This window comes from Pseudotabrizicola sediminis (assembly GCF_004745575.1).
Classification (GTDB): Bacteria; Pseudomonadota; Alphaproteobacteria; order Rhodobacterales; family Rhodobacteraceae; genus Pseudotabrizicola; species Pseudotabrizicola sediminis.
The window spans coordinates 41,760-55,551 of sequence record NZ_RPEM01000005.1 but is presented as its reverse complement, the minus strand read 5'-3'; the positions used below and the strand labels follow the sequence as shown (position 1 = coordinate 55,551).

General features: G+C 62.9%; 11 protein-coding genes. 6 read left to right on the top strand and 5 right to left on the bottom strand.

Annotated features, from left to right (window positions below):
* The first annotated feature begins 26 nt into the window (after window positions 1-26).
* Both gloB and clpA read left to right on the top strand, forming a co-directional pair.
* Window positions 27-794 (top strand): hydroxyacylglutathione hydrolase, encoded by a 768-nt coding sequence (gene gloB, locus EEB11_RS08570; RefSeq protein ID WP_135430282.1) that lies wholly within the window; start codon window positions 27-29, stop codon window positions 792-794.
* A gap of 176 nt (window positions 795-970) precedes the next feature.
* Window positions 971-3,289 (top strand): ATP-dependent Clp protease ATP-binding subunit ClpA, encoded by a 2,319-nt coding sequence (clpA, locus tag EEB11_RS08565; RefSeq protein WP_135430280.1) that lies wholly within the window; start codon window positions 971-973, stop codon window positions 3,287-3,289.
* 104 nt (window positions 3,290-3,393) lie between these two features.
* Here clpA and gltX read toward each other — a convergent pair whose 3' ends face one another.
* The gene (gene gltX / locus EEB11_RS08560; RefSeq protein ID WP_135430278.1) at window positions 3,394-4,725 is read right to left on the bottom strand and encodes a glutamate--tRNA ligase; all 1,332 of its coding nucleotides are present in this window, start codon (window positions 4,723-4,725) and stop codon (window positions 3,394-3,396) included.
* A gap of 102 nt (window positions 4,726-4,827) precedes the next feature.
* Here gltX and EEB11_RS08555 point away from each other — a divergent pair, with 102 nt between their 5' ends.
* Together EEB11_RS08555 and EEB11_RS08550 are read left to right on the top strand one after the other, a co-directional pair.
* Complete coding sequence (locus EEB11_RS08555) at window positions 4,828-5,238, top strand: metallopeptidase family protein (protein WP_135430276.1); 411 nt, start codon at window positions 4,828-4,830, stop codon at window positions 5,236-5,238.
* Window positions 5,239-5,382: 144 nt separating this feature from the next.
* Window positions 5,383-6,315: an MBL fold metallo-hydrolase gene (locus EEB11_RS08550; protein ID WP_135430274.1), complete on the top strand. Its 933-nt coding sequence runs from the start codon at window positions 5,383-5,385 to the stop codon at window positions 6,313-6,315.
* A 79-nt stretch (window positions 6,316-6,394) separates the two neighbouring features.
* On the opposite strand, the gene wrbA is transcribed toward EEB11_RS08550, so the two are convergent.
* On the bottom strand, window positions 6,395-6,988 hold the full coding sequence (gene wrbA, locus EEB11_RS08545; protein WP_135430272.1) for an NAD(P)H:quinone oxidoreductase: 594 nt from the start codon (window positions 6,986-6,988) through the stop codon (window positions 6,395-6,397).
* A 190-nt stretch (window positions 6,989-7,178) separates the two neighbouring features.
* Here wrbA and EEB11_RS08540 point away from each other — a divergent pair, with 190 nt between their 5' ends.
* Window positions 7,179-8,123, top strand: coding sequence for a 1-phosphofructokinase family hexose kinase (locus tag EEB11_RS08540; protein ID WP_135430270.1), 945 nt, complete (start codon window positions 7,179-7,181; stop codon window positions 8,121-8,123).
* 135 nt (window positions 8,124-8,258) lie between these two features.
* Here EEB11_RS08540 and EEB11_RS08535 read toward each other — a convergent pair whose 3' ends face one another.
* Window positions 8,259-9,923: an NAD+ synthase gene (locus EEB11_RS08535; RefSeq protein WP_135430268.1), complete on the bottom strand. Its 1,665-nt coding sequence runs from the start codon at window positions 9,921-9,923 to the stop codon at window positions 8,259-8,261.
* Between the two features lie 164 nt (window positions 9,924-10,087).
* Here EEB11_RS08535 and EEB11_RS08530 point away from each other — a divergent pair, with 164 nt between their 5' ends.
* Window positions 10,088-11,530: an MORN repeat-containing protein gene (locus tag EEB11_RS08530; protein ID WP_245298833.1), complete on the top strand. Its 1,443-nt coding sequence runs from the start codon at window positions 10,088-10,090 to the stop codon at window positions 11,528-11,530.
* Between the two features lie 31 nt (window positions 11,531-11,561).
* On the opposite strand, the gene EEB11_RS08525 is transcribed toward EEB11_RS08530, so the two are convergent.
* Together EEB11_RS08525 and EEB11_RS08520 are read right to left on the bottom strand one after the other, a co-directional pair.
* Window positions 11,562-13,088, bottom strand: coding sequence for a cryptochrome/photolyase family protein (locus tag EEB11_RS08525; RefSeq protein WP_135430765.1), 1,527 nt, complete (start codon window positions 13,086-13,088; stop codon window positions 11,562-11,564).
* Complete coding sequence (locus EEB11_RS08520) at window positions 13,085-13,738, bottom strand: SDR family NAD(P)-dependent oxidoreductase (RefSeq protein ID WP_135430264.1); 654 nt, start codon at window positions 13,736-13,738, stop codon at window positions 13,085-13,087. The genes EEB11_RS08525 and EEB11_RS08520 overlap by 4 nt, the downstream gene beginning before the upstream one ends.
* Window positions 13,739-13,792 lie beyond the last annotated feature (54 nt).

Here is a 13,792-nt window from a genome sequence, read left to right as displayed (position 1 = left end):
CGACACAGTCAACCGACAGGACAACCATGCCCCTTGATCTTGTGACGATCCCTTGCCTGAAAGACAACTATGCCTTTCTGATCCACGATCCAGCCACTGGTGCCACTGCCGTGATCGACGTGCCCGAGTCTGCGCCGATCGTCGCCGCGTTGGAAAGCCGCGGCTGGCAGCTGTCCGACATCCTGATCACCCATCACCACGATGACCATATCGCCGGTGTTGCCGCCCTGCGCGACGCCACGGGCGCCAAGGTTTGGGGTGCACAAGCCGACGCTCACCGCCTGCCCCGGCTCGACACTGCGCTGCGTGAAGGGGGCACCGTCACCATCGGATCTGAAACCGGCACGGTCATCGACGTCTCCGGCCACACCATGGGCCACATCGCCTTTCACTTCCCCGACTCTGCTTTGGTGTTCACTGCCGACAGTTTGATGGCCGCCGGCTGCGGACGCCTGTTTGAAGGCACCCCGGAAACCATGTGGGCCAGCCTGTCGAAACTCGCCGCCCTGCCACCGGAAACACTGGTCTGTTCGGGCCATGAATACACCACATCGAACATCCGCTTCGCCTTGTCCCTTGAACCGGGCAATCCTGCGCTTATCTCACGTGCATCGAAGGCTGCTGCGGCGCGCGAGGATGTTCGCCCCACAGTTCCCTCGACCCTGTCCGAAGAACTCGCGACAAACCCTTTCCTGCGTGCCGCTTTGCCAGATCTCAAGGCTGCCGTAGGAATGCCCGGATCGTCCGATGTGGATGCCTTCGCCGAAATTCGCAAGCGCAAGGACAGGTTCTGAAGCTGAAACGCCCAACGGCTGATCACATTTGATGTGACAAATGTCACCAATGCCCAAAGCGTAAATATTCTGCTTGAAGTACGGCAAATAAAACCGAACTTTAAGAGTATGAGGCAACGGTTGGTAAGGGCGGAACTTCGCCTGAACCTGCCCCGAGGAACAGGAGCACGCAGCAAGTGCCTTCGTTTTCAACCACTCTCGAGCAAGCCATCCACGGTGCCTTGGCCTTGGCCAACGCCCGTCGCCACGAACTCGCAACGCTGGAGCATCTGCTTCTGGCCCTTCTCGATGAACCCGACGCCGCCCGCGTGATGCAGGCCTGCTCGGTCAATCTGGACGACCTGCGCAAAACCCTGATGGAATTCGTCGACGATGACCTGTCCACTCTGGTCACCGATGTCGAAGGATCAGAAGCCGTGCCAACGGCTGCGTTCCAGCGCGTGATCCAGCGCGCGGCCATCCATGTGCAGTCTTCGGGCCGGAATGAGGTGACGGGGGCCAATGTGCTCGTCGCCATCTTTGCCGAGCGCGAAAGCAATGCGGCCTATTTCCTGCAGGAACAGGACATGACCCGCTATGACGCGGTCAACTTCATCGCCCATGGCGTGGCAAAAGACCCGTCCTTTGGCGAAAGCCGCCCGGTTCAGGGTGCCGAAGAACACCACGAAACCCCCAAGGCCGAAGCCGGGGAAGCCAAGGAGTCGGCGCTGTCGAAGTATTGCGTCGATCTGAACGTCAAGGCGCGCAAAGGCGATGTCGATCCGCTGATCGGACGCGATGCCGAGGTGGAGCGGTGCATTCAGGTGCTCTGCCGCCGCCGCAAGAACAACCCACTTCTGGTGGGCGACCCCGGCGTGGGCAAAACCGCCATCGCCGAAGGTCTGGCGTGGAAGATCATCAACAAGCAGGTGCCCGACGTTCTGGGCGGTGCCACCATCTATTCGCTCGACATGGGCGCATTGCTGGCCGGCACCCGCTATCGCGGCGACTTTGAAGAACGGCTGAAAGCGGTTATGAAAGAGATGGAGGATCATCCCGACGCGATCCTGTTCATCGACGAGATCCACACCGTGATCGGGGCCGGGGCCACCTCCGGCGGTGCGATGGATGCGTCGAACCTGCTCAAGCCCGCATTACAGGGCGGCAAGCTGCGCTGCATGGGCTCCACCACCTACAAGGAGTTCCGTCAACACTTTGAAAAGGACCGCGCCCTGTCACGCCGGTTCCAGAAGATCGACGTGAACGAACCGTCGATCCCTGATGCGATCAAGATCCTGATGGGTCTGAAACCGCATTTTGAATCGCACCACGACCTGCGCTACACCGCTGATGCGATCAAATCGGCGGTCGAACTCGCCAGCCGCTATATCAACGACCGCAAATTGCCCGACTCGGCGATTGACGTCATTGACGAAGCTGGGGCCGCTCAGCATCTGCTGTCCGACTCCAAGCGCCGCAAGGTGATCGGCACCAAGGAGATCGAGGCTGTCGTGGCCAAGATCGCCCGCATCCCACCGAAAAACGTCTCCAAAGATGATGCAGAAACCCTGCGCGATCTGGAAAAGACGCTCAAGCGCGTGGTCTTTGGTCAGGACAAGGCGGTCGAGGCGCTGTGCTCGGCCATCAAACTGGCGCGTGCGGGCCTGCGCGAACCCGAAAAGCCCATCGGCAACTACCTGTTTGCCGGGCCAACGGGTGTGGGCAAGACCGAGGTGGCCAAGCAGCTTGCTTCTAGCCTTGGCGTGGAACTGCTGCGTTTCGACATGTCGGAGTATATGGAAAAACATGCGGTGTCCCGCCTGATCGGCGCGCCTCCGGGCTACGTCGGCTTTGATCAGGGCGGCATGCTGACCGATGGCATCGACCAGCATCCGCATTGCGTGCTGCTGCTCGATGAGATGGAAAAGGCGCATCCGGATGTCTACAACATCCTGCTGCAGGTGATGGACCACGGCAAACTGACCGACCACAACGGCCGGTCCGTCGACTTCCGCAATGTGATCCTGATCATGACCTCGAACGCCGGGGCTGCTGACATGCAGAAAGAAGCCATCGGCTTTGGCCGCGAAAAGCGCACCGGCGAAGACACCGCTGCGATTGAACGGACCTTCACCCCTGAATTCCGCAACCGCCTGGATGCGGTGATCTCCTTCTCGTCCCTTGGCAAAGAGGTGATTTTCCAGGTTGTCGAGAAGTTCGTGATGCAGCTTGAAGCACAGCTGATGGATCGTGGGGTTCACATCGAACTTACGCCCGAAGCGACGACCTGGCTGGGTGACAAGGGTTATGATGACAAAATGGGCGCGCGCCCGCTTGGCCGCGTGATCCAGGAACACATCAAGAAGCCGCTGGCGGAAGAGCTGCTGTTCGGCAAACTCGTCAAGGGTGGAGTGGTTCGTGTGACGGTGAAGGATGACAGCATCGTGCTGGAAATCGACGAGCCGCAAAAGCCGCGGATCACAGGCTCCAAACCACCGCTTCTGACGGCAGAATGATCCGGCACACCTGACATTTGAAAAGGCCCCTGTGAAAGCAGGGGCCTTTTTGATTGCGACGGTGCGACAGCCAATGCGCTCTGATCGCTGAAAACGTCAGTCGTTCACAGGCTGGGGCGCTTTTCCAGCAATGGCAGCACATCCGCCATTTCCGGCCCGTGTTCCTGCCCGGTCAGCGCCTTGCGCAGCGGCATGAACAGGCCCTTGCCCTTGCGGCCCGTGGCCTCTTTCACCGCCATCGTCCACTGGCCCCAGGTGTCGCGCGTCCACGGTTGCGCTGGCAGAAGATCGAAGGCCTGAGCGATGAACTCCCGGTCCTCCTCTGCCACCAGCGGGGTCGCACCGTCGCGGAACAGCGTCCACCAGCCCTCCAGATCCTCCAGCACGGTGATGTTGCCGCGCGCGACGGTCCAGAATCCTTCGGCTTTTTCGGCCGGCACGCCCAGACTGGCGATCCGGTCCTGCACTGCGTCAAACGGCAGGGCCTGCACATAATGCCGGGTCAGCGGGAACAGGTCCTCGGCATCAAATTTGGTGGGGGCAGAGCCAAAGCTACCCACCTCAAACCCGTCGATCAGATCGTCCATCGAACCCATCAGTTCCACCGGCTTTGACGATCCCAGCCGCGCCATCAGGCTCAGCAGCGCCAACGGCTCCACCCCCCGGGCGCGCAGATCACGCAGGGACAAAGTGCCAAGACGTTTGGACAACTCCTCGCCCTTGGCCCCCGTCAGCAGCGAATGGTGCGCGAAATCGGGCGGGGTGCCTCCCATGGCTTCCATAATCTGGATCTGGGTGGCGGTATTGGTCACGTGGTCCGCGCCACGAACGATGAAGGTGACACCCATGTCGATGTCATCGACTGAAGAGGCGAAAGTATACAGAACCTGCCCATCGGCACGGATCAGCACCGGGTCACTGACCGATGCCGCATCAATCGAGACCGGGCCAAGGATGCCATCCGTCCATTCAATGCGGTTCTGGTTCAACAGAAAACGCCAATACCCGGCGCGCCCTTCAGCCCGCAGCCTGGCCTTGTCATCGTCCGACAGGTTCAGCCCGGCGCGATCATAGACCGGCGGCTTGCCCATGTTCAGCTGCTTCTTGCGCTTCAGGTCCAGCTCGACCGGCGACTCGAACACCTCATAGAACCGACCCTTGGCCTTCAGGTCTTCGGCCGCCTCGCGGTAGCGGTCCATGCGCAGCGACTGGCGTTCCACCCGGTCCCAGTGCAGGCCAAGCCAGTCCAGATCGGCCATGATCGCATCGGCATATTCCTGCTTGGACCGTTCCTGATCGGTGTCATCCAGCCGCAGAATGAACTGGCCGCCGGATTTGCGGGCGATCATGTAGTTCATCAGCGCGGTGCGCAGATTGCCGACATGGATATAGCCGGTGGGCGAGGGGGCAAAACGGGTGATGGTAGGGCGGGTCATCGGGCATCTCCTGCAACCGCTTCTCCCTGTCACAGAGCCCGTCGATTGTCCAGTTTGCGCAGGTCCCTTACACCGGCGCACAGTGGCCCCTATATCCGGCCCATGACCCAGACCTCGCCCGGCGCCATTGCCCCCGACCTTACCCTGATCGAACAGCTTGCGCATGACGCAATCGCGGGCCTGCCCGGCCCGTACCGCGCGGCTGCCACGCAGATCCGGCTGCGGATCGAAGACTTCGCCCCGGATGAGATTCTGGAATCGCTGGACATCGACGATCCGTTTGAACTCACGGGGCTGTACGAAGGCGTTCCACTGACCGAAAAATCCATCAGCGACCAGCCGATGCAGCCCGATGTGATCTGGCTGTTCCGCCGCCCGATCCTGGATGAATGGGTGGACCGGGGCGATGTATCCTTGCAAGAGCTGGTGACACATGTGCTGGTGCACGAGCTGGCGCATCATTTCGGGTGGAGTGATGCCGATATCGCCCGGATTGATCCATGGTGGGAATAGGCTGCGTCGCATGCCGTCGCCCTGACATTGCGCGCCTGCGCACGGCTATTATCGCAGCAACGCACAGGCCATGACGGGTCCGTGATTGGCGGGCGCTCAGATCGGGGCTACCTGCCTGCAGGACTGCAACACTGGAGGATTTCCATGACGACGCCCAGACTGACCCGCCGTTCGGCCCTGTTTGCCGCCGCCGCCGTGCCGTTCGCCCCTGCCCTGCTAACCCGCCCCGCACATGCCGCCGCAGAGATGATGGGGGCAACCATGCCCGGCTTCAACCGCTTCAAGCTGGGCGGGTTCGAGGTGACGACCCTGCTGGTGGGCAGCCGCCCGCTGGAAAACCCGCAAGAAACTTTCGGGCTCAATGCGTCGCCCGAAGACTTCGCCGCCCTGGCCGAGGCGAATTTCATTCCGGCGGATATGAGCCAGAATTTCTTTACCCCGACCATCGTGAACACCGGGGCCGAGCTGGTGCTGTTCGACACCGGGCTTGCGACCGAGGCGATCACCGGGGTTCTGGCTGCGGCGGGGTACACGCCTGACCAGATCGACGTGGTGGTGCTGACCCACATGCACGGCGACCACATCGGTGGCCTCGCGGGCGACGCCGGGGCGACATTCCCCAACGCGCGCTATGTGACCGGATCGGTGGAGCATAATCACTGGCTGACGGCAGGGAATGAAGGGTTTGACACCAAGGTTGCCCCGCTGTCCGAACAAATGACCATGCTTGACGACGGTGGGTCGGTCGTGTCCGGCGTCACCGCGATGGCCGCCTTTGGCCACAGCCCCGGCCATATGGCCTATATGCTGGAAAGTGACGGGCAAAGCCTGCTGCTGGCCGCCGATACCGCCAACCACTACGTCTGGTCGCTGCAAAAACCGGATTGGGAGGTGCGGTTTGACATGGACAAGGCAGCGGCGGCGGCGACCCGCAAGGCGGTCTTCGGCATGCTGGCGGCAGACCGGGTGCCGTTTGTCGGCTACCACATGCCCTTCCCCGGTGTAGGCTATGTAGAGGCAGTGGACGACGGCTTCCGTTATGTGCCGGTCAGCTATCAGATGATGCTGAACGGCTGATATAAAGCAAAGCCCGGGAAACCCCGGGCTGAAAATCGCAGTAGAGGGGGAGCGGATCACCCGCCCCCCCAATTCAACATCAGCCCTTCAGCTTGGCCGCGATCTCCACCGTGCGTTTGGCCTGATGGCCGATGGACGCCTTGGCCTTGTCGTCGAATTCGGCCCCTTGGGTGTGGCTGTAGCCGTAAGGGTTGCCACCGGTCGCGAACAGGGCCTGATCGGTGTAACCGGGGGCCACGATGACCGAACCCCAGTGCATGAAGGTGGTATAAAGGCCCAGAATGGTGGCCTCCTGCCCTCCATGCGGATTCTGCGCGCTTGTCATGGCGCTGACCGCCTTGTTGGCCAACTTGCCGCTGCCCCATTGCCCGCCCAACGTGTCGATAAAGGCACGCAGCTGACTGGGGGCGGCCCCGAAGCGCGTGGGAGCGGAGAACAGATAGGCATCGGCCCATTCCATATCTCCCGGGGTGGCGACCGCAATATCGGCAACTTTTTCAACCTGTGCTTTCCACGCATCCTGACCGTTCACCACCGCCTCTGGTGCGGTTTCGGCGATGCGCAGCAGCTTGACCTCTGCCCCGGCAGCGCGGGCGGCATCGGCGGCGATTTCCGCCATCTGGTGATTGGTGCCATAGGTGGAATAGAACAGGATCGCGAGCTTGACAGACATGACAGAGCCTCCGGGCTTTGGTTCAATTGAATACAGCCTAGATGTGGACCTCACCTCTGCATATTCCAAGCGAAAGCGCAGACATCGTGTGCAGCCGCACAAAGCGCATAGCTAAAATGCAAGGCAAAGGCACCGCTTCCCGAGGCACGCGGTTGGCGCTACCCTGCCGTCACATCACAAGGACACTGCCATGCAAGCCCCGATCCTGACGCTGACGCTGAACCCCGCGCTGGATATGGCGACCGGGGTGACCAACATCATTCCCGGCCACAAACTGCGCTGCACCGACCCGCATCTGGACCCCGGCGGCGGCGGGCTGAATGTCAGCCGGGCGATCAAGGCGCTGGGGGGCGACTCGCTTGCGCTGGTGGCGCTTGGCGGGCTGACCGGCGACCGGCTGGCCGGGCTGATCCGCGCCGAAGGGGTAACCTTCCTGTCCATCCTCGGCCCCGGTGAGACGCGGCAAAGCCTGACGGTGACCGAGGAGTCTTCGGGCAGACAGTTCCGTTTCATGCTGCCCGGCCCGGTCTGGGGCGCGGCAGAGCGGGCGCGGGTGTTTACCCTGCTGTCGGCAACAGCGCGACCCGGGGGCTACAGTGTCATCTCGGGCAGCCAGCCGCCGGGCGTGCCTGCCGACTTCCCCGCACAGCTGGCGGCCAGTATGGAAGGGTCGCTGGTCGTGCTCGACACTTCGGGTGCTGCGCTGACCAAAGCGGTCCAAACCCCCATCCCCCGGCTCGAAGTGCTGCGTATGGATGGCGAAGAAGGGGAAGAGCTGGCCGGGCGCAGGTTGGAAACCCTCACCGATACGGCGGATTTCGCGGCCGAGCTGGTGGCGCGTGGCGTGGCGAAACGGGTGATCATCGCGCGCGGAGCCGAAGGCAATGTGCTGGCCGAAGCCGGACAGCGGCTGTTCTCGCCCGCGCCGAAGGTGCCGGTGAAATCGACGGTGGGTGCCGGCGACAGTTTTGTCGCCGCCTTCGTGCTCAGCCTCGCGCGCGGTCAGGACAGTGCACAGGCGCTCGCCATGGCCTCGGCGGCAGCCGCGGCGGCGGTGATGACCGACGCCACCATGCTCTGCCGCGCCGAAGACGTCATGCGCCTGATTCATGAGGCGGCGGCGCGCAAGATCTGACCGGCTGCGCAGACCCCGTCCCTCCCCCAAAAGGGCGGAGGGACGCATTTTGCCAGCATGACCGCGCGGGCTTAAAGGACAGTCGGCTCCCCTCGCCCTTGTGGGGGTTGGCGGAAACTGCGCCCCGATCTGGCGCTATGCACCGCTGGGGTCGCGCCACCTGTTCGCAATCGGATAGCGGCGGTCCAGCCAGAACGCCTTTTGTGTCAGCCTTGTGCCGGGCGCGGACTGGAAGCGTTTGTATTCGGCGATATACAGCAGGTGTTCGATCTTCTTGACCGTATCGCGGTCAAATCCTTCGGCGACCAGCTCGGCCACCGACGCCTCACGCTCCACCAGCCCTTCAAGGATCGCATCCAGCACGTCATAGGGCGGCAGGCTGTCCTGATCGGTCTGGTCGGGCCGCAGTTCGGCCGACGGGGGCTTGGTGATGATCCGTTCGGGGATCACTTCGCCCGCCGGGCCTTTCATCCAGTCGCGATGGTTTTCGTTCCGCCAGCGGGCGGTCAGGAACATGCGGGTCTTGTACATGTCCTTGACCGGGTTGTAGCCACCGTTCATGTCGCCATAGATCGTGCAATAGCCGACCGCCATTTCCGATTTGTTGCCGGTGGTCAGCAGCATCTCGCCGTATTTGTTGGAAATCGCCATCAGCATCACACCGCGCAGCCGGCTTTGGATGTTCTCTTCGGTGATGCCTTCGTCGGTTCCGGCGAACAAAGGCGCAAGCGTCTCGCCCACCGCCTTTTGCGCGGCGGTGATCGGCACGGTATCCAGACGGCACCCCAGGGCACGCGCGCATTTCTCGGCATCTTCCAGCGAATGAGCACTGGTGAACTCCGATGGCAGCATCACGCAACGCACATTTTCCGGCCCCAGCGCATCGGCGGCGATGGCGGCCACGATGGCCGAATCAATTCCGCCAGACAGGCCGAGCACCGCCTTTGAAAATCCGGTCTTGGCGAAGTAATCGGCCACCGACAGCACGCAGGCACGATAATCCGCCTCACCGATCGGGGGGATCTCGGCAATCTCGCCCGGGTCGGCGCGCCAGCCATCGGAAGTGCGCCGAAAGACAATCTGGGTGACATGTTCGTCAAACTGCGGCAACTGCGCAACCAGATGACCGCCGGGGTTAAGCACCATGCTTGACCCATCAAAAACCTGATCATCCTGCCCGCCGACCATGTTCAGATAAACCAGCGGCAGCCCCGTTTCGACCACGCGGGATATCATCAGGTTCAGCCGCAGGTTCGGCTTGCCCCGGTGGTAGGGGCTGCCATTGGGCACCAGCAAGATCTCGGCCCCGGTTTCCGCCAGCGTCTCGACCACATCCGGATGCCAGGCATCCTCACAGATCGGCGACCCGATCCGCACCCCGTTGATGGTGAAAGGCCCATGCACATCGGCAGAGGTGAACAGGCGCTTTTCATCAAACAGCGAATCGTTGGGCAGATGGTGTTTCTGCACCGTCGCCGTGACCCGCCCGCCGTGCAGGATGTAATAGGCGTTGAAAAGCCGCCCCTCCTGCAGCGCCGGCCCGCCGATGGCCAGTGCCGGACCATCGGCACAGTCGACGGCAAGCTGGTGGATCGCGGCGATGGCCGCCTGCTGGAACGACGGTTTCAGGATCAGGTCCTGGGTCTGATAGCCGGTGATGAACATTTCGGTCAGCGCCACAAGATCGGCCCCCTTGGCCCGCCCCTGTTCCCAGGCGGCCTGCGCCTTTGCGGCATTGCCGCGCAGATCACCGACGGTCGGGTTCAGCTGGGCAAGGGTCAGGCGGAACACATCGGCCATGGCGGCACCTTTTTCGACTGCAGATGCGGTTGTTCTAGCAGGTTGTCCGGCAAGGGAAAGTGATTGCGACAGCAGGACCGCACTGCTTGTCAGGGCCACCCGGCACCGCTAGGCTTTGCCACAAAGATCGGCAGGGGGACGGAATGCGCCACAGGCTATGCACGATGACGGGGGCACTCCTGCTGGGCCTTGCCTTGCCCTGGGGCGCAATGGCGCAGGACGGCGAGATCTTCACCAAGCAATATGACGATGGCTCGTTCTATGAGGGCACCTTCCTGAACGGCCGTCAGCATGGCACCGGCACCTACACGCTGCCCAATGGCTACAGCTACACCGGCGAATGGCAGGCAGGCGAGATCTTGGGGCAAGGCGTTGCACGCTATCCCAACGGGTCGGTCTATGAAGGGCAGTTCGCTGCGGGAAAGCCCGAAGGGCGTGGCAAGATCGCCTATGCCAATGGCGGCAGCTATGAGGGTGACTGGTCCGGCGGCAAGATGACCGGTGAAGGTGTGGCGCGCTATCCCGACGGGTCAGTCTATACCGGCGCGTTTGTCGACGGCAAACACCACGGTCAGGGCGTGCAGGACGGCCCGGGCGGCTATCGGTATGACGGCGGCTGGGCCGAGGGCCTGAAACAGGGCAGCGGCAGAATCACCTATCCCGACGGGGCCGTCTATGACGGGACGCTGGCAGCGGGCGAGCGGCAGGGCACCGGCACGCTGACCATGCCAGACGGGCTGACCTATGTCGGCGACTGGGTGGCCGGCCAGATCAACGGCACCGGCCTGCTGACCCAGCCCAATGGCGACCTCTATGAAGGCGGCTTTGCCGAAGGCCAGCGGCAGGGACAGGGCAAGGCCACCTATGCCAGTGGCGATGTGTTCGAAGGACTGTTTCAGGCCGACCGGCGCAACGGCAAGGGCATTTTTCGCGCCAGCGACGGCACCCTGCTGGACGGCGACTGGGTGGATGGTCGCTTGACCGGAACCGGACGCATCACCTTTCCCGACGGCTCGGTCTATGACGGCGAGGTGCAGGACGATCAGGCCGAAGGCACAGGCAAGATCACCTACGCTGACGGGTCCACCTATGACGGCACCTGGGCGGGTGGCGTGATCGAAGGCACCGGCACCGCCAGCTATGCCAATGGTGCAACCTATACCGGCGGCTTCAAAGCCGCGCGCCCCGACGGAGAGGGGCGGCTGACCCTGACAGATGGCTACAGCTTTGAAGGCACCTTCGTCGACGGCCAGCGGCAGGGAAAAGGTGTCGCCACCTATCCCGACGGGTCGGTCTACGCCGGCGACTTCGTCGCAGGGTTGCGTCAGGGCAACGGCGAAATTACCGGCCCCGACGGCTTTCGCTACTCCGGCGACTGGAGCGCGGGCGAGATCGAAGGCACTGGCACCGCCACCTATCCCAATGGCGATGTCTATGAGGGCAGCTTTGTCAAAGGTCGCCGCGCCGGACCGGGCAAACTGACCTATACCAGCGGCCAGACCGCCGAAGGCTTGTGGGAAAACGGCATCCTGATGGCCCCCACGCCAGCCGAGCCGGATGGGGTCGAAACCGACGCCCCCCCCACAGAGGCTGCGCCTTCACCCTGACCAACCACATCCCGCGCCCCCGCGCGCAACGTCAGACGCGTTTGCCAGACTCCAGCCGATGCAGAAAGGCATCGGCTTCAGACAAGGTGTCCTGCCTGCGGGTCTCATCCATCTTGTCCCAGGTGCGGTACATCTGGGCCATGCGCGGGTTTGCCTGAAACCGGTCGCGATGGCGCAGCAGGAAATGCCAGTACAGCAGGTTGAACGGGCAGGCGTCCGGCCCGGTTTTGTCCTTCACCTTGTAACGGCAGCTGCCGCAATAATCCGACATCCGGTCGATATAGGCCCCCGACGCCGCATAGGGCTTTGACCCCAGCACGCCGCCATCGGCAAACTGGCTCATCCCGATGGTGTTGGGGGCCTCGACCCATTCAAAGGCGTCGATGTACACCGCCAGATACCACTCATGCAGCGCCTGCGGACTGATCCCGGCGATCAGCCCGAACAGGCCGGTGACCATCAACCGCTGGATGTGATGCGCATAGGCCAGATCCCGGGTCTGGGCCACCGCATGGGACAGACAGGCCATGTCGGTCTTTGCCCCCCAGTACAGCGCGGGCAGCGCGCGGTCAGCCCCAAGCACGTTCTGATCTGCATACCCGGGCCCATGCAGCATATAGATCCCACGCACATATTCGCGCCAGCCGATGATCTGGCGGATGAAGCCTTCGACGGCGTTCAACGGTGCCTTGCCTTTGCGATGCGAGGCTTCGGCAGCGGCGCAAACCTCCATCGGCGACAGCAGCCCGATATTGAGATAGGGCGACAACAGCGAATGGCTGAGGATGGGGTCATCCGCTAGCATCGCATCCTGCTCATCGCCGAAGCGTGGCAAAGCGTGATCGATGAACCAGTCCAGCGCGGTCAGCGCATCGGCGCGGGTGACGCCCCAGCCAAAGGGCCGCAGGCGGCCAAAGTGATCGGGATATTGCGCGTCGACCAGATCCAGGACCTCCGCCGTTACGGAATCCGGCACAAAGCGTGGCGGGCGCGGGCGGAACAGATCGGGCTTTGCCGCTTTGCGGTTGTCGTGGTCAAAGTTCCATTTCCCACCAACCGGCTGGTCCCCGTCCATCAGCAATCTGGTCTTGCGCCGCATCTCGCGGTAAAACCACTCCATGCGGAACTGCTTTCGACCCTCGGCCCATGCGGCGAAGTCGGCGTCGGAACACAAGAACCGGTCATCTGCATGCTGTGTCACCGGCAACGGCATCTCATCCAGCGCGGTGATCAGCCGCCATTCGCCCGGACGGGTGGCATGGATCTCGGTGGCCCCAAGCTCTGACGCGCGGCGCAAAAGCTCGCCGGGAATCGTCTGCGTGTTGTCCGGGTCATCAAGCCTTGTATAGGCAACCTCCCACCCGGCATGGCGCAGGTCTGCCGCGAAATGGCGCATGGCGGACAGGATCAGCGCAATCTTTTGCGGATGATGCGGCACATAGGTGCCCTCGCCCCGCACTTCGGCCATCACCACCACATCGCGCGCCGGATCGGCGAAGCGCAGGGCGGCAATATCATGGGCCAGTTGATCCCCCAGGATCAGGACAAGGCGCTTCACCATGGCACCGGCTTGCCTTGCCAGTCAAAGAAGCCGCCACTGTCGGCAGGGGTCAGGCCATCCAGCACCCGCAGCAGGTTCTGTGCCGCCTGATCAGGGGCGATCGTCGCATGGCTGCCTGCATATTTCATCGTAAGTGGCGTGGCCACCGTGCCGGGGTGCAGGCAGACCACAACCGCCTGCGGATGGCTGCGGGCCGCTTCGATTGCGGCGGTGTGGATCAGCTGGTTCAGCGCGGCCTTGGCCGCGCGGTAGCTATGCCATCCGCCCAGACGATTGTCACCGATGCTGCCCACCCGTGCCGACAGGGCAGCAAACCGGCTGGGCCGGTCCTTGGGCAACAGGCGCAGCGCATGCTTCAGCACAAGTGCCGGCCCAATGGCGTTCAACGCGAACTGGGCTGCCATCGCCGCCGGGTCCAGACTGCGCAGCGCCCTCTCGGGGGCGGCCCCGTTCAGCTCCAGCGCGCCGGTGGCGACCACGATGCGGTCAAAGCTGCCGTCAAGCGCTTCCATCCCGCGGGCAATGCTTGCCTCGTCGGTCAGGTCGAACCCGTCGTCACGGCGCGACAGGCCCACCCCATCCGGCGCGCAGGCCGCAAGCAAGGCCGACCCGATGCCACCCGAACTGCCGATCACCAATGTCCGCATTTTCCGCTCCATTTGTCAGGACGTTGCAGATAGGCGAAAGTCGCAGCCCGGCAA

Bases quoted from the DNA above. Each gene is read 5' to 3' on its own strand.
- gloB (WP_135430282.1), top strand. From the start codon at position 27: ATGCCCCTTGATCTTGTGACGATCCCTTGCCTGAAAGACAACTATGCC.
- gltX (WP_135430278.1), bottom strand. From the start codon at position 4,725: ATGACCCGCCCTACCATCACCCGTTTTGCCCCCTCGCCCACCGGCTAT.
- EEB11_RS08555 (WP_135430276.1), top strand. From the start codon at position 4,828: ATGACCCAGACCTCGCCCGGCGCCATTGCCCCCGACCTTACCCTGATC.
- EEB11_RS08550 (WP_135430274.1), top strand. From the start codon at position 5,383: ATGACGACGCCCAGACTGACCCGCCGTTCGGCCCTGTTTGCCGCCGCC.
- wrbA (WP_135430272.1), bottom strand. From the start codon at position 6,988: ATGTCTGTCAAGCTCGCGATCCTGTTCTATTCCACCTATGGCACCAAT.
- EEB11_RS08540 (WP_135430270.1), top strand. From the start codon at position 7,179: ATGCAAGCCCCGATCCTGACGCTGACGCTGAACCCCGCGCTGGATATG.
- EEB11_RS08535 (WP_135430268.1), bottom strand. From the start codon at position 9,923: ATGGCCGATGTGTTCCGCCTGACCCTTGCCCAGCTGAACCCGACCGTC.
- EEB11_RS08530 (WP_245298833.1), top strand. From the start codon at position 10,088: ATGACGGGGGCACTCCTGCTGGGCCTTGCCTTGCCCTGGGGCGCAATG.
- EEB11_RS08520 (WP_135430264.1), bottom strand. From the start codon at position 13,738: ATGCGGACATTGGTGATCGGCAGTTCGGGTGGCATCGGGTCGGCCTTG.